Here is a 15,209-nt window from a genome sequence, read left to right as displayed (position 1 = left end):
ACTATTGTGATAGGGAGCACTCACGGAAGGAATTGCGGATGTCTGCTCAGATGCCACCGGTGGTGAACGAAAACGGATTATGGTTTGAGGACCTCTACGAGGGCTACACCTTCACGACCGGCAGCCACGAGGTGACTGTGGAAGAAATCATTGCCTTCGCACAGCGATTCGACCCGCAACCGTTTCATACCGATGCAGATGCGGCCACAGCAAGCCTTTTCGGCACGCTGGTGGCCTCCGGGTGGCATACCGCCGCGATGAGCATGCGCCTGGTGATCGACTCTTTTCCTGTTGCCACCGGTGTGATCGGGGGACAAGGCGAGATAGCCTGGCCCTCTGCAACATTGCCGGGAGACATCCTGCGCGCAGAGTGCGTGGTGGAATCACTGCGGGACCCCGGCCCTGAGTCCCCGCGAGCCTCCGGCTGGGTGAAGAATACGACCACGAATCAACACGGTGACATCCGGTACATCTCACGGCTCAAAGCCGTGCTGTGGAAGGATCCGGCACGACGTGAGATGTCCATGTCTGGGCACGAGTGAAACGAGATGGAGATACACTCGTGGCCCAGCCGAACCAGTGGTTCGTGCCGGGCCACGAAAGTGTGAGCTCGCTGTTAGTCTCGAAAGGATTAGACAGCGGTGTACCCACCATCAACGAGGTGGTAGCTACCGTGGATGAAGCTTGCTTCGTCGCTGAGCAGGAAGGCGGCTACATCGGCAACTTCCTGGGCGCGACCCAGCCGGCCTAGCAAGTGCTTATCGGCCAACGACTGCTGAGTCTCGTCGTCGAGGTGCTTCTCGATCAAAGCGGTCAGGATGTAGCCGGGACCTAGGGCGTTGATGCGCAAGCCCTGCTCGCCGTATTCCGCAGCGGCGGTCTTGGTCAAACCGACCACGCCGTGCTTGGCGGTGACATAAGCGGCTGCGTGGGGGAATCCGACCGACCCCAGAATGGAGGCCAGGTTGACGATTCCGGACGCAGCGGGATTCTTGAGCAACTCAGGGATCTGGTACTTCATGCCGTAGAAGACACCGTTGAGGTTGACGTCGATGACCTTCTTCCAGTCATCGAGCTCCACGTCAGCGACCGGGACCGGCTCGCCACTGATACCGGCGTTATTCACCGCGTAATTCAGTCCACCGAAGGCATCTACCGCAGCCTGGACCGAAGCCTTCGCATCTTCCGGGACAGCAGCGTTGGCTTCAACAGCCTTGGCTTCACCGCCGGCTTCGATGATCTCGTTGGCTACTTTTTCTGCGTTCTCGAGGTTGATATCGGAAACCACGATCTTCAGACCGTGCTTGGCCAGGGTCTTACTGATGGCTTCACCGATTCCGGCGCCACCACCGGTGACGAGTGCGACCTCACCTGTGAAATTCATGGTTCAAACTCCTTCTGCCCAGCAGGGGCGTGGTGTTATTAGTGTGTTAGACATCAACACTAATCCTGACGCGGTTAAAACACCCGGCCCGGTTTTCTGCGAATTTGCAAAAACCGGGCCGGAGCAACGGGGCGATGAATCGCGTTAGGCGTTGGCCGTGACTTTCTCGGAGGCCATCAGCTCATCGAAGGCCTTCCGGTTCTTGGCCAAGTAGGCCGCGCGCTCAAATTCCTGCTCCACCTCGGGGTTGGGCTTGTAGGTTACTGCTGAGACAATCAGGGTCACCAGTAGCGACAGAATGAAGCCCGGTACGATCTCGTAGAGGTCGAAGATGCCACCGGTCAGTTCCGCCCAGACGAACACGACAACCGCGCCGACGACCATACCCGACAGCGCGCCCCAGTTGGTCAGCTTCCGGTAGTAGAGGCTGAGCAACACGAGCGGGCCAAAGGCAGCTCCGAAGCCAGCCCATGCGAAGCCCACCAGTTCCAGAATCGTACCGTTGGGATTCAGCGCCAGCAGGCCAGCAATGATGGCCACCAACAGCACCGCGCCACGGCCCATCAGTACCAGTCTGCGGTCGCTGGGTGGATCCTTGCGGACCACCTTGTAAATGTCCTCGACCAGAGCCGACGAGCACACGATCAGCTGTGAGGAGAAGGTCGACATAATCGCAGCCAGCACGGCGGCCAACACGAAACCGGCGAACAGCGGGTGCAGCAGTGCCTGGGACATCAGCAGCACGATGGTCTCGGGATCGGCCAAATCAACATTGTTTTGGTGTACCCAGGCCACACCGATGAGCCCGGCGAAAACGGTTCCGGCCATGGAGATGGCCTGCCAGGCCAGCCCCACACGACGGGCCTGCTTAGCATCCGAGGGTGCACGCAGTGCCATGAAGCGCACCACAATGTGTGGCTGTCCGAAATAGCCCAGGCCCCAGCCAATACCGGAGGCAATCACGATGATGGAGGCAGTGGTCAGTCCACCGCCGCTGAAGCTCAGGTGGTTGGGCTCCAGCGTGTTGATCAGTGAGACGGCTTCGCCCCAGCCGCCCACGGAGATCACTGCAAAGATCGGGACAATGATGAGCGCGATAAACATCATCAGGCCCTGGACCACGTCGGTCAACGAGGCACCGAGGAAGCCACCGAAGAGCGTGTAGAGCAACGTAACGGCGGCGACGATGAGCATACCGGTCAGGTAGTCAGCCTCGAAGGACGATTCGAAGAAGACACCGCCAGCGACCATCCCCGAGGAGACGTAGAGCGTGAAGAAGACCAGCACGATGACCGAGGAGACAATTCGAAGCACGCGGGAGGAGTCGCGGGTGCGGTTTTCGAAGAAGCTCGGTAGCGTGATGGAGTTGCGAGAAACCTGAGAGTAGGCGCGCAAACGTGGAGCAACAATAAGCCAGTTGACGAATGCGCCGATGGTCAGACCGATTGCGGTCCAGGCCTCAATGAGTCCGGCAACGTAAATGGCGCCGGGCAAACCCATGATCAGCCAGCCCGACATATCGGAGGCACCGGCCGACAGCGCGGCCACCCAGCCGGGTAGTCCCCGGTTGGCCAGCATGTAGCCTTCGTGGTCGCTGGTCCGCAGATAGGCCGCAACTCCGATGCCGATCAGCACTAAGAAGTAGATGCCTATCGCAAGGTAAATGAAAAATTGGTCGTTCATTGATAAAGATCCAAGAGGTAAGTGATGGTCGTTAATGGACAACTCGGGGCGAGTCAACCCCGCCCCGAGCACCCGGTTAAGTATAGGGGTGGTGGGTGGCTGTGGCTACTACGCTCGAGAACTGTTCCCCCCCCTGGTCTTGCTGCGAACCGCTAAGATGAAAACCATGCCATGGTGGTGAAGGCCACTGTAATCATCACAGGATGAAGATAGAGGGCTTGAGTGAGTTTCGAATCCGACCTGTCCCCGGAGATGTTAAAACCGACCCAGAGTCCGGATAACCGACCCGATGCTCGTGGACCAAAGACGCTGGAGCAGGCGATCGCCGAATCAACGCGACAAATGCGTAAAGCCCGTCGTCTCACATTGGCGGAACTGGCTGGGCGGGTTGGTATCTCACGTCAAATGCTGTCGAAAATCGAAAACGCGCAGACCTCGGCCTCCTTGGCTACGGTGGATGCGCTGGCTCAGGGGCTGGAAGTCCCCGTGACCAGCTTGTTTCGAGGTGCTGACTATGAGACCCAGGCAGTCTTTGTCAAAAATGGAGGCGGACAAGAAACCATTCGCCGCGGCTCCCACTTGGGCCATCTCTACCACTTGCTGGGAAAATTAACCGGTCACCACAGCAACCTCGAGCCACTGCTGGTCACGCTGACTGAGGACTCGGAGACCGTTCCGCTGTTCCAGCACGCCGGAACCGAGTTCGTCTATGTACTCGAAGGAGAGATGGAGTACCAGCACCAAGAAACCACCTACCACATGCAGGTCGGCGACAGCATCACCTTCGATGGTGAAGGAATCCATGGGGCGACGAAGATTCTGCAGGCACCGGTCAGGTTCCTGTCGGTTTTCGTCTCCGATGAAAAAGTCCTGCACAGTTTTGAGCCCGAGGAAGGCTCTGCTACGGAAGAGCAGTAGTTCTCCGTCGGGTTTGGAGGGAAGCTGAGTAACAGGCGAGGAGTTAGAGCGCGTGGATCCCCACTTCTGCTGTGTCCTGGTGTAGTTCCTGAGGCCTGCGTCGTCGGGTGTGGGGTCGGTGCAGGAGAAAGACGATGGTGCAGGAGAAAGACGATCATGGGATGAAGGAGAGGTCCGTGAGGTTGTGGTCATTACACCCGCATCATCTCGATGCCAAGGGTCTTGTCGCGTGTTGGCGCGAAGCATTGCTGGCGCAGAAGGTGCTTGCCGGCGGAACAGTCGGCTACCGCAACCATCCACAGTTGGTGCGCTTTTGGGAACAACAGTCCCCATTGGTAGCGATCGGGGCCTACCTCACCGGAGTACACGACCAGGCCACCGACCGCGGATATCGCTTCAACCCAGAGTTAATCCAGCGTCCAGTCTCCGATTGGTCTTCGGTAGCCCCGATCACTGTCACCGACGGGCAGGTGGACTACGAGTGGAACCATTTAGGCGCTAAACTTGCCACGCGTTCGTCCGCCGACTACCGGCGCTGGCAAACCGAGTCTGCCGAAGTCCACCCGGTGTTTCGCGTCGTTCCCGGTGAGGTCGCTGACTGGGAAAAGATGTGAAAAACCTCGCAGGGTACCACCCCGTTAGGTCTCCGGGTCGGCTTCTAGACTGGGGATATGACCCACGATCCCAACACACCCGATTCCGCTGTCACCGGCTCAGGATTCGACTTCCACACCCGGAAATGGGTTAAGCCAGAAGATCTCAATGCCCACGGCACCCTCTTCGGTGGCGCCCTGGTGCGTTGGATCGACGAAGAAGCCGCCATCTACGCGATTTCGCAGATGGGCAATAAACGTGTGGTGACCAAATTGATCTCCGACATTAACTTCATCTCCTCGGCCGTGCAGGGTGACCTCATTGAGCTCGGGCTGAATGTCACCGGGTTTGGGCGCACCTCGATGAGCCTGTCTGCCGAAGTTCGGAATATCGAGACCCGGACCTTGATTCTGTCGGTCGACCAGATGGTGTTCGTGGCATTGGGAGAAGACGGCCGGCCCGCTCCGCATGGCTATACCGAGATCGCCGACGATCACGACCGTATTCCTACCCGATAACCCCGTGTGAGCTCGCCAACTTGTGCGTGAGGTGCATCACTGTCTAGAGTTACGCAGGTCTCAATAATTTATACCTGCGGAAGGTAGGGCCTGATGCACAACGAGCAGAGCGCACCGTCGCCAGAAAAGAAACCTCGTCGCCGAAGTTGGTTTGGTCCCGGTCTGTTGATCAGTGCCTCCTTTATCGGCCCGGGGACTGTCACTACTGCCACCGTCGCCGGTGCAGATTTCGGGTTCGCCTTAGCCTGGGCCGTGGTGTTCTCCATCCTGGCGACCATCATCTTGCAGGAAATGTCGGCCCGCTTGGGCGTGATGACCAATAAAGGTCTTGCCGAAATCATGCGCGAGACCTTTACCCATCCGCTGAGCAAGACCTTCATGATCGTGTTGGTCGTGGCGGCGATCGGTGTGGGTGGGGCGAGCTACGCCGGAGGGGACACCACCGGTACTGCTCTGGCCATCGACCAGCTGATTCCGCTCCCGATGCCGGTCTTGGCGGCCATTGTCGGTGGCATCTTGCTCCTGTTGTTGCTGACCGGTAGCTACAAGGTAGTTGAGCGGGTGATGACCGTGCTGGTGATCATCATGGCACTGGTCTTTTTCCTCACCGTGATCGTGGTGCGCCCAGACTTTGGGGCCTTCCTGTCGGGCGTTTTCGCACCCAGCTTGCCGGCCGGATCCGCGCTGACCGCTATTGCCTTGATCGGTACCACTGTGGTGCCTTATAACGTCTTCCTCCACTCCTCACTGGTCCAGGAAAAGTGGGGTCATGAGCCCGACCGTGAGCAGTCGCTGAAAGAAGCCAAAGTTGATAACGCCGTGTCGATCTCGATTGGTGGTTTGATCACCTTGGCCGTGCTGGCCACCTCGGCCGGAACGCTGTTCGTGCACGGTGTCAGCGCCCAATCAGCTGCCGATATGGCCACCCAGCTTGAGCCCCTCCTCGGGCCGGCTGCCCACTGGGTATTTGTCGTTGGGCTCTTCGCTGCCGGTTTGACCTCCGCGCTGGCCGGGCCACTGGGTGCTGCCTACGCGATTTGCGGGATTGTCGGCTGGAAAGCCGACATGAGCTCCTGGCCCTTTCGGCTGATCGCGCTAGGCGTGGTCGTGATCGGCATCATCATTGCAGTCACCGGGGTCAATCCGGTGACGGTGATTGTTGTGGCCCAAGCTGCCAATGGGCTGATCTTGCCGATTATTGCCGGTTTCTTGCTTTACACCATGAATAAGGCCCGCGCATTGGGCACTCACCGTAATGGTGTGGTCGCCAACATCCTGGGCTTTGTTACCTTGCTGGTGGTCACCGGATTGGCGATCTACCAGCTGGCGGATCTGTTTATTGGCTAGTTGCCACTGACCGCGTGGTCGTCCACGGCTGCATCCGACGGATCGGCCTGCTGAACCTCAGTCGGATCCTGACCGCGTTGATCTGCCCGCAACGCCTCGATCAGCTGTGCCTTATTCAGTGCTGAGCGTTGCGGCAGGTCACGCTGTTGGGCGTAGACATAGAGCTCCGCCTTGGACAGCCTGGAGTAGTCGGCGACCAGCCGGTAAGGCGGTTCGCCCTTGGCCTTCCAGTATCCGTGCACGTAGCTGTCGGCCTTGGACAGCTCCCAGCCGGAGCGGATGAACTCCCGCAACGGTCGCACCAGTGAGGATTCACCGACCAACCAGCCGAACACGTAGCCCTGTGGGCGGGGTAGCGAGGTGACCTTATCGACCAGCTCGTTGAGCGCCTCATTGTTTTCGGGTGCTTCTAGCGCGTCGTCCGGGTGTGTCGGGTAGGCCCAGGTGATGGAGAAACCGGTCGGCAAATCCAGTTTGAACACTGCATCCGGGCCACTGGTGAGCACAAACAGCGCGCCCTGGGCGTTGGGCGGGAGCACATCGATCCAGCGCAAGGTGGAGCCCAGCCCGGAGTCATCGGTGATCATCAGGTAGAAGTCGTAGTCGTTGGAGATCTTCAGCCCGGACTTCACACCCTGAATCCACACGGTGTCGCCGGGCTGGAGGTCCTCGGCCCATTCGGTACCCGGCCCACGTTGGTGGCGGGTGACGTATAGCTCGATCGCGCCGGTCTCGGGCCAAAACCGTCGCACACTGTACTTGCGGGAGGCCGGCTTGGCCTCATCCCAGAACGGCAAGACGCCCTTGTCGGTTTCCCGCACCGTGCTGGGGGTCTTGACGCTTCCGTCCACGTCATGGGGTGGGATGAGAACACGCACGTACTCTTCGACGAGATCTTCACTGACCGGCCGGATGTCGTCGGTTGCCGGGGTCAGCACCACGGAGATGAGGGTCGCCGAGATCGGGGTGATAGATTCAGCGCGCATCTGGTGGTGGCGTTGTGGGATCTTGACCTTGGCCTGTGCACGGGGACGCTGTGCCAACTGCTGTGAGGTCTCCTCAGCGTGTGCGAGCTGGTCTTTCAGCTCGCGCTGGGATTCTTTGGTGGCTTTCTTCTGTTGTTTCAGCTCGCGTTCGGCAGCCTTGAGTTTTTTCTTCAGGTCTTTCTTCTTCGAGCTCACAGCGATCTCCGAGGACAATCACGGCATGCACGCATGCCCCAGCGGTTCAGCATTTTTAGGCTACGTCGTGCGGTGGACAGACTCCAAAAAATGTGAGCGAGACCGCCTGTCAGCTCGGCGTGCTACCGGGGTGAGGGGCTGTCGTCGGCCGGGGCTCTTTCCTGCAGTGCCCGGCGATGATCGAGCAGGGCGACCATACTGGCGCCGGCCATGCAGAAGACAATCACTGCCAGGGCGGTCATAAAAGCCACGTCCCAGTTGGCTGCTGAGGAGAGCTCAAACAAGATGGTGGTGATCAGCGCAGTACCCATCGCGGTGCCAATGCGTTGGCCGGTCTGCATCACCCCGGCCGCCGCCCCAGAATTCTGGACCGGCACATCCATCAGGGTCAGGGTTTGATTGGGGGAGACCACCAGGCCTTGTCCCATCCCGCTGATGGTCAGCGCCAGCATCATCCACCACGGGCTCAGGCCCCAGACCAGGTGACCGGCGACCACACCGGCAGTGAGTGCCATCGAGACCATGACAATCCCCATCCCGATCGCGACCAGTTTGCGGCCGACGTTCAACACGAGTTTGCCACCCAGCTGTGCCGAGAAGGCGCCGATCAGTGCCGACGGCAGACCGATCAGTGAGGCAGCCAGCGCGGAGAAATCCATCCCGGCCTGCAGGTACATCGCCACGCTGACGAAGATCGAGGTGGAGCCGGTGAAGTACAGTCCGATCAGTAACGCGCCGTTGCGATAGCCACGGATGCGAAACAGGTCGAGGTTGACCATCGGGTCATGGCCGGCCCGGCGGTAATGGTGTTCCCAACCCAGCCAGCCGATGAAGGCCAGCAGACCGGCGACCAGGATCAGCACCACCCACCAGCCTTCGGTGAGTTCGATGAAGGCCAACATGATCAACAGCACCGCAACTGCTAGGGTGATCATCCCGACCGGGTCAAGGTCGGGGTGGGCGCGTGGGGCGACATCTGCGGTGCTGCCGGGCCGTTGCCAGGCCGAGGCGGGAAACCACCAGCGGGCAAAGATCACGGCAAAGATGGCGATAGGGACATTGACGAGGAAGGTCCAGCGCCAGCCCCATTCGGGCCCGGCCAGGCTGATCAGGGTGCCGCCCAGGACCGGGCCAATGGCCACCGAGACCGAGATCAGACTGCCGGAGATCGCAAAAGCTCGGGCGCGTTGTTGGCCACGGAAGTATTGCTGAATAAAGCCCATGGTTTGGGGGTTGAGCAGACCGGAGCCGATTCCGGTGAGCACGCGGGCGGCGTCTAGCACCAGCCCGGTCGGTGCTAGGGCCGAGAGCAGAGAGCCGACGCCGAACAGGGAGACTCCGGCGACGAAGAGTTTGCCCCGTCCGTAGATGTCGCCGGCCCGTCCGCCGGCGACCAGGGTGATACCAAAGGCCAGCGTGTAGCCGGAGAGTACCCACTGAATCTGGGAGGTGGTGGCATCCAGGGTGGTCGACAGGGAGGGGAGGACAACGTTGATGCTGGAGACCGCCAGCAGAGACATAAACATTGGCACCATCACCACCGCCAGAAGTTGTTTCTGGGTGGTCGTCATTGAGGGTGCTGAGGACACGGTATTGCTCAGGATTCCGGGGACGGGGCTCGACGGTTAGCGCACGGTCTGGGCGATGCCGGGCCGAGGCTGGGGGAGGGTGATGGCACGCAGGCTGGCCCGTCGGTCGAAGAGCTCTTGGGCCATGATCGGGGTCAGCGCCCGCTCGGGGAACAGCTCACCGAGGATCTCGAAGGCTTCGTGGTCGGCAGGGTCGATGAAACGCGGAACCAGCAAGAGCTCGTTGAGCACTCGGAAATCCAAGTAAGACCAGTTCACCGGCCCCAGGGCGTCCGAATGGGTCTGTGGAGCCGAGATGGGGATAATCGAGAGCCGACGGCCGGAGGCATCAGTTTGCTGGGACAGCAGGGCCTCGGTCTCTGCACTGATGCGGTGGTCGGGATGGGAGGGGTCGTTTTGCTGGTGCAACACCACGGTGCCGGGCTCAATGAAGTTCACCAGGTGGTCAATATGTCCGCCGGTACGCCCCCGGCCAGAACCGCGGGTGAGGCCCTGCGGGATCCACATGACTTTGTTGATCCCGGCCAGCCGGTGCAATTCGCGTTCTACGGTGTCGTGATTCCAACCGGGGTTACGTCGCTGGTCGGTGAGCAGTTGTTCGGAGGCGATGGCGGTACCTGCGCCATCACTAACCCAGGAGCCACCTTCGGCGACCATTAGCGACAGCTGACGGGGGAAGTTCTTCCCGCTGCGTCCAAGTTTTTCGGCCATAGTGCCCGGAGCAATATCATCGAGCCGGTATTCCACCCCGGGGGCGCGACCGAAGCCGTTGAAGGTCCAGTCAATCATGGTGACCCGTTTGCGTCCGGGACGTCCGGACCGGCGCGGAGTGGGGGGATCGGAGACCACAAAACTGGGGCCGGTTCGACCCAAAAGTGCGTTATTTAGTGGCACGTGCAGGCGAGGAATCTCACGCAGCAGATACGTATCAACGGTCTCCCCGTCGGCGGGATCCACCAACATCGCCACCGGAACGGTGCGGTGAATTGTCTCAGCGACCCGGGACCAGAGCCGACGGGATGACGACAATTGCCAGCTGGTGGTGGCATTCAGGGAGTTCAAGGGTGGGAAAGCCATCCAGACGCGTTCAACCGGATCTGATTCAGGAACAAGTTCCCACGCGCTTGTACGCTGCGCGGACTGCATCATCACCCACCTTGTCGCCGTCGAAAAATGGCCCGATGTCCACCATCATACGGGGTTTTATTCACACCCGTGCCGGGGCTGTTTCACGTCTCGTGACCTCGGGGCTAATCTCACGACACCCGGCCGTTCTAGACTAGCTAATCTAAGTCATCTCGGGCTACTTTCACTGCGTGTACACCTGGTGAGTGTGCAACGCTCAATCGTTGCTGATCATTCGACCTCACAGCGCGCACCAGAGATAAGGCACACCACACACAACAGAAAACACCAGAGAAGTCACAATAGAAGAGAGGAATAATGACAATACTGCTGGGCCTGCTCGTGGGATGCATTATGCCAGCACAGGCCGCCATCAACGCCAGGTTGCGCGTTGCGGTCCAATCGCCATGGGTGATGTCGACGATCTCCTTTGGCGTCGGGACAGCCGGGCTCGCGATCCTGGCATTGATTGCCGATGGCGGTATCGGATTCGATCTCGTCGGGGTAGCAACTCAACATCCGTGGTGGATCTGGCTGGGCGGTGCCTTCGGCATGGTGGGCATGACGTCTATCGTGTTGTTGATCCCGCACCTCGGGGCGATGCTCACCACGGTTTCGCTGTTGGTGGGTCAGATTCTCACCGCCGCGCTCGTTGATCACTTTCAACTCTTTAACGCACCCCACCACCGGCTGACCCCGCTGCGCGTGGTGGGAATGGTTCTGGTACTGGTTGGCGCCATCGCCACGGTATATCTGGGCAACCGGGCTAGTCTGAGGTTGCAACGCAACCTGCAACGGATGGCCGATGACGATCCGATGGCCGGTCAGAGCACCAGACAGGTGTTGCTATTGTTGGCCGGTCTGGGCATCGGGTTGCTCTACGCTTTTCAGGCCGCGGTTAACGGCACCTTGGGTGAGGTGCTGGGGTCGCCGGTGAAATCTGCGCTGATTTCTTTCACCGTCGGATTCGTCGGGTTGTTGATCTTGCTGATCATTTTGCGCCCGCGACTGCAACTCACCGACCCCACCGGCAAGGGCAACCCCTGGTGGATCTGGATCGGAGGTCTGATCGGGGCCATCTATATCTACACCACCGCGGTGCTGGTGCCGCTACTCGGTGCTGGGGCTACGATGATTCTCTTGCAAACCGGCATGTTGATCGGCTCACTGATCATCGACTCCTTCGGTCTCTTCCACGCGGCCAAGAAGCCTTTCGTGCCCGCACAACTGTTGACCTTAGTGGTGATGCTCAGCGGTGTCGCGGTCATCGAATTCGTCGGCTGAGCCGTACCGAGCGATCTTGAGGTTTGCCGAGGAGTTGTTGAGAATGAAACAAGACACACGGTGAGAAAGGGACGGTGCACAGGTGAGCCCATCACAGGATCCCATCACGGACGAGTCGGTCCAGGCCTGGGCTCAGTCCCTGGCGCAAACCACCCAACAGCCCCTGCCGACGATTCTGCAAACCTTAGCCACCGATACCGACCGCGAGGTTTTTAGCGAACTCCTCCATCGTGTGATCCGCCCCGATGACCCGGGTGAAACCGTCGACGCCATCACCGAACTGAGGTCTCGCCCACGCCAGGGGTGGCCCGAAAACGTCGAGGCGGCACTGAAAACAGCCGCCCGCTTTGCCCGGCGCGCACCCGGCTATGCTCGCAACCAGATCATCAACGTGATGGCCGAAGGACTGGATGCTGTCATTGATACCCCGCAGACCGAGCCGACCCCCGGTGCCGACCTGCAGATTATGGAAGCTAGCGTGCTCGGCCGGTCGCAGGCTGCCAAACGCGTGGAACGTCTGCGGGTGCTGCTGGACCGACCGGCGTGGGGCTCGGTTACCGTCCCGTTGGCCGAGGTCTTAGCTCCGGCCCCGCACTGGGCGTTCAAAGAAACCATCCGCGACCTGGAAACGGTGCTGGGACCACTGCTGGAGTTACTGGCCAGCACGAACCGGGCCGAGGCCTCAGAGCACCCCGACGACACCTGGGAACCGCGGGCGGTCTTCCTCAAGATCCAGCACGACTTTCAGCTCACGGTGCTCGAGCACCTGGTGCTGAACCTGTGCGAACGCCAAGAGCTGCGCGGACTAGTGCTCGGCCTCGATCTGCCCACGCCCTTTGATACCACCAGCTCGACACAGCTGACCGAGCTACACCAGCGCTTCGCCACGGTCCTCCAGCGGGTCTATACCGCCACCGGCCACCGGGCAGTCATCCGGCTCAACACCGCCGACCACCGCGCGCTGAGCGGCGCCCAGCAGTCATATGCCCTCTGGTCAGCTTGGATTCAGCACGTCATGACCCCTGAGATCATGGAGCGGGCAGATCTGCGGATCCGGGTGGTCAACCCCTGGGATACCCAGCAACTCCACCGGCTGGCCGAACTCTACGACCTCGAAGCACGCCTGCACCCCGGTGGATCGGTGACTACCGAGCTGATGCGAGGTGTACCCGCTGAACTGGTCGAGCACTTACAGGCCGAACACCACCGGGTACGGCGCTATGGTCTGCTGGTGTGGCAGACCGATACCCGGCTGATTATCCGGGCCCTGTACCACCGCCTCCTGCACGGTGACGTGGCTGCGGGCCTGGACCAACAGCCCTTGAACGGGCCCTATTTCGGATTCCAGACCCGGCCGGTGTACCCCCATCAGGATTCTCTGCAGCAGTTACGCGCCGGACGACAGATCCTTGCCTGCCTGCCCGACTCTCAGCTCGGGACACCATCGGTAACGGCACACACGCTGAATACGCCAGATGATGTGCGTGCCGTCGTGGATCGGGCTGTTGCAGCACAGCGACCAGATCAGCAAGATCAGCACCCCGAACCGGATGTCCTCTCCCATCTCTCGGAGCGAGTGGCTGTTGTCGATGAGCTCATCGCGACCATGGATACCCAGCGCGATCAATTGCTGGAGGTGCTATGTTCGGAAACCGGACGAACCCTGACCGACGCGGTGGAAGAATACGGTGACGCCATCGATGCGGTCCGGTGGAACCAGACGGTTGCCCAACAGTTACCCGCGCTACGCGGTGCCCGCCCTGTTGCGGCCACCCCGACCTTGGTTCTCAGTGGCCGATCCCATCCGCTGGTCGAAGTCTTCGGCGTGGTGACGGCAATCTATCTCACCGGCGGAGGCTGTGTCATCTCGCCCGACCCGCTCACGGCTCGCACCACCGCGGTGAGCGTGGACATCCTACAGCGCACCCTGGCCGAGCGTCTCGTCGATTTCGCGGTGGTCCGGGCCGGCGACGAGGACTTTTTGGGTCGAGTGCTCTGTACCGACCCGCGGTGGGCCACGGTCGTGCACTTCGGGCCCGATACCGCAGCCCACCGATTGCGGATCATGAAACCCGATATGCCCTTGATCTCCGGGTTCTCATCGAAAAACGCCATGATCATTACCCCCACCGCCGATATTGACCAGGCGGTGGCCGATGTGGTCACCTCGGCCTTCACCACCGCCGGACAGACTCCAGCGTCGTGTTCGCTCGTGGTGCTGGTTGGTTCCATGACCGGCTCCGCACGATTCAAAAACCAGCTGGTCGATGCCACCGAATCCCTCGAAATCGGATACCCTACCGATCCGCGGGTTCACCTCGGGCGACTCGTGGAACCACCGGCCACACCCCTCAACCGCGGATTGCGCGAATTAGGGCCCGGAGAATCCTGGTGGCTGGCCCCAGCCGAGCAGGACAGCACCGGTCGGCTCTACTCGCCGGGACTGCGAGCCGGAGTGCGGGTGGGCTCGGATGCCCACATCAGCGAATACCGTGGTCCGGTACTGTCAATTATGGAGGCCGACACTGTGGAAGACGCTATCGAGATCATCAACATGACTCCCTACGGTCTCAGTGCTGGCATCCACACCGCCGATGAGCACTCTCAACGGGTTTTTCGGGAGAAGATTCATGCTCCCATCCACTTCTACAACGCGCCCATCAACCGCATCCGCCCTGGAATCCTCGGGCTGACTGGGGTGAAGCACTCCGCCTCCGGGATGTTGGGGGCCCTGGGCGCCCGCTCCTGGCTCAACCAGTTCATGACGTGGCACGACGCTGCCCGCACCACCCCACAATCTCAACCCTCCGCTTTGGTCAGCGCACTGGCAGGTCTACCCACCGCGGTGCAACGCCTCTTGGCCGCGGCCGAAGCCGATGGTGTGGCTAGCGACTGGGTCAGTGAAGCAGCCCGCTCGGATGCCCGCGAGCTAAAAACACTGCTGGGCACCCACCAGGTAGCCTCCCCGGCCGGGCTCCCACGACAGCGCAGGATCATCGTCGAAGCCTGGGCCGAACCCACACCGGTGACCATCCGCTGGGAAACCGGACCGCTGCAACACCTGCTCCGCGTGGTCGCTGCAGGGTTAGCGATCGGTGCCACCATGACCGTCTCAGTGCCCCACGACCTACCCGAGCAGTTGCGCCAGCTGTTGGACCTGGATTCCACCGTGACCTACCGGTGCGAAGACGCCAGTAGCTTCCGGCGTAGCCTCCAAAAACAGCCCGCACCCGAACGGGCCACCGCCAGCGGACGTTTGATTCCCCAGATCACTGCCGAACCCCGGATTCGCCTGATTACCGATCACTCCACCCCCGAGGCCCAAGCCCACGGAAACCAGCTTGCCAGCGCAATCCTGCACGCCCGCGGTGCCGAAGCCCCGGTGACGCTGGTGCACCGTCCTGTCGTGAGTGCATCCCGGCTGGAAATGATGCCATTTGTGCACGAAAAATCGTCTCTGAGCAGTCGTGAAGTGCGGGAGAACTGACGCGACCCGCACCGCAACGGAGCAACGTTACCGGCAAGACACCTCACGTTATTCATACGCTAACCCTCGTATGTTGAGCTAGGCATCACCGGTTACTCA

12 protein-coding genes are annotated in these 15,209 nt (G+C 60.6%); 7 read left to right on the top strand and 5 right to left on the bottom strand.

The genetic code is table 11. The features are described from left to right. The first annotated feature begins 38 nt into the window (after positions 1-38). A complete protein-coding gene (locus DCC25_RS04625; RefSeq protein WP_199223100.1) occupies positions 39-542 on the top strand; it encodes a MaoC/PaaZ C-terminal domain-containing protein in 504 nt (167 codons plus the stop codon). Between the two features lie 89 nt (positions 543-631). Here the strand turns inward: DCC25_RS04625 and DCC25_RS04620 are convergent, their stop codons facing one another. Next, positions 632-1,384 (bottom strand): SDR family NAD(P)-dependent oxidoreductase, encoded by a 753-nt coding sequence (locus DCC25_RS04620; RefSeq protein WP_110100753.1) that lies wholly within the window; start codon positions 1,382-1,384, stop codon positions 632-634. Between the two features lie 144 nt (positions 1,385-1,528). Beyond that, positions 1,529-3,067 carry a sodium/proline symporter PutP gene (gene putP, locus DCC25_RS04615; protein ID WP_110100752.1) on the bottom strand — a complete coding sequence of 513 codons (1,539 nt, stop codon included), beginning with the start codon at positions 3,065-3,067 and terminating at the stop codon, positions 1,529-1,531. A 222-nt stretch (positions 3,068-3,289) separates the two neighbouring features. Here putP and DCC25_RS04610 point away from each other — a divergent pair, with 222 nt between their 5' ends. From DCC25_RS04610 to DCC25_RS04595, 4 genes are all read left to right on the top strand, one after another. Next, positions 3,290-3,985, top strand: coding sequence for an XRE family transcriptional regulator (locus DCC25_RS04610; RefSeq protein WP_233242871.1), 696 nt, complete (start codon positions 3,290-3,292; stop codon positions 3,983-3,985). Positions 3,986-4,161: 176 nt separating this feature from the next. After that, positions 4,162-4,599: a pyrimidine dimer DNA glycosylase/endonuclease V gene (locus DCC25_RS04605; protein WP_110100782.1), complete on the top strand. Its 438-nt coding sequence runs from the start codon at positions 4,162-4,164 to the stop codon at positions 4,597-4,599. A gap of 57 nt (positions 4,600-4,656) precedes the next feature. Continuing rightward, positions 4,657-5,097, top strand: coding sequence for an acyl-CoA thioesterase (locus DCC25_RS04600; RefSeq protein ID WP_110100751.1), 441 nt, complete (start codon positions 4,657-4,659; stop codon positions 5,095-5,097). 93 nt (positions 5,098-5,190) lie between these two features. Continuing rightward, on the top strand, positions 5,191-6,444 hold the full coding sequence (locus DCC25_RS04595) for an Nramp family divalent metal transporter (protein ID WP_110098104.1): 1,254 nt from the start codon (positions 5,191-5,193) through the stop codon (positions 6,442-6,444). Here DCC25_RS04595 and DCC25_RS04590 read toward each other — a convergent pair. From DCC25_RS04590 to DCC25_RS04580, 3 genes are all read right to left on the bottom strand, one after another. Then, complete coding sequence (locus tag DCC25_RS04590; RefSeq protein ID WP_146206411.1) at positions 6,441-7,625, bottom strand: siderophore-interacting protein; 1,185 nt, start codon at positions 7,623-7,625, stop codon at positions 6,441-6,443. The two genes, DCC25_RS04595 and DCC25_RS04590, sit on opposite strands and share 4 nt — an antisense overlap. A gap of 122 nt (positions 7,626-7,747) precedes the next feature. Continuing rightward, positions 7,748-9,196 (bottom strand): MFS transporter, encoded by a 1,449-nt coding sequence (locus DCC25_RS04585; protein WP_110098102.1) that lies wholly within the window; start codon positions 9,194-9,196, stop codon positions 7,748-7,750. Between the two features lie 54 nt (positions 9,197-9,250). Then, on the bottom strand, positions 9,251-10,360 hold the full coding sequence (locus tag DCC25_RS04580) for an agmatine/peptidylarginine deiminase (RefSeq protein ID WP_255410752.1): 1,110 nt from the start codon (positions 10,358-10,360) through the stop codon (positions 9,251-9,253). A 297-nt stretch (positions 10,361-10,657) separates the two neighbouring features. On the opposite strand from DCC25_RS04580, the gene DCC25_RS04575 reads away from it, so the two are divergent. Together DCC25_RS04575 and DCC25_RS04570 are read left to right on the top strand one after the other, a co-directional pair. Beyond that, positions 10,658-11,623: a DMT family transporter gene (locus DCC25_RS04575; RefSeq protein ID WP_110098100.1), complete on the top strand. Its 966-nt coding sequence runs from the start codon at positions 10,658-10,660 to the stop codon at positions 11,621-11,623. An 82-nt stretch (positions 11,624-11,705) separates the two neighbouring features. Continuing rightward, entirely contained in the window at positions 11,706-15,110 is a 3,405-nt protein-coding gene (locus DCC25_RS04570) for an aldehyde dehydrogenase family protein (RefSeq protein ID WP_110100749.1), read from the top strand. Positions 15,111-15,209 lie beyond the last annotated feature (99 nt).

The sequence above is a fragment of the Auritidibacter sp. NML120636 genome (genome assembly GCF_003185945.1).
Classification (GTDB): Bacteria; Actinomycetota; Actinomycetes; order Actinomycetales; family Micrococcaceae; genus Auritidibacter; species Auritidibacter ignavus.
Note: the sequence above shows the minus strand (reverse complement) of the source record. Positions and strands in the feature narration are given on the sequence as shown.